The sequence below is a fragment of the Streptococcus sp. HMSC078H03 genome (genome assembly GCF_001808655.1).
GTDB classification, from domain to species: Bacteria; Bacillota; Bacilli; order Lactobacillales; family Streptococcaceae; genus Streptococcus; species Streptococcus salivarius_G.
In genome coordinates this window covers 1-641 of sequence record NZ_KV794079.1, presented here as the reverse complement: position 1 = coordinate 641, position 641 = coordinate 1, and the positions used below count along the sequence as shown (strand labels likewise).

Here is a 641-nt window from a genome sequence, read left to right as displayed (position 1 = left end):
TGATGCTGACTCGGAATTTGATTCAGACTGTGATATCGATGTTGATTCACTTACTGACGCTGATTCGGAATTAGACACTGATTGTGATTCGCTTACTGATGTACTCTCTGATGCTGATTCTGAGTTAGACACTGATTGTGATTCTGAGATTGATTCACTTACTGATGCTGACTCGGAATTTGATTCAGACTGTGATTCTGAAACTGATTCACTTACTGAGGCTGATTCGGAATTAGACACTGATTGTGATTCTGAAATTGATTCACTTACTGAAGCAGAGACTGAATTTGATTCGGATTGTGAAGCTGACGTCGACTCGCTCTCTGAGGCTGACTCTAAGTTTGAAACCGATTGTGATTCTGATACAGAAGCACTTTCTGACGCTGACTCGGAAGTTGAAGCGGATTGTGATTCTGAGATTGACGCACTTTCTGACGCTGACTCGGAATTAGACACTGATTGTGATTCGCTTACTGATGCACTCTCTGAGGCTGATTCTGAGTTAGACACTGATTGTGATTCTGAGATTGATTCACTTACTGATGCTGACTCGGAGTTTGAAGCAGACTGTGATTCAGAAACTGATGCACTCTCTGAAGCGGATTCGGAGTTAGACACTGATTGTGATTCTGAGATTGATT

1 pseudogene is annotated in these 641 nt (G+C 42.0%); it reads left to right on the top strand.

Features of this window, described 5'->3' with window-relative positions:
- A pseudogene (locus tag HMPREF2607_RS10450) lies at nt 1–641 on the top strand (clumping factor A); the annotation flags it as partial.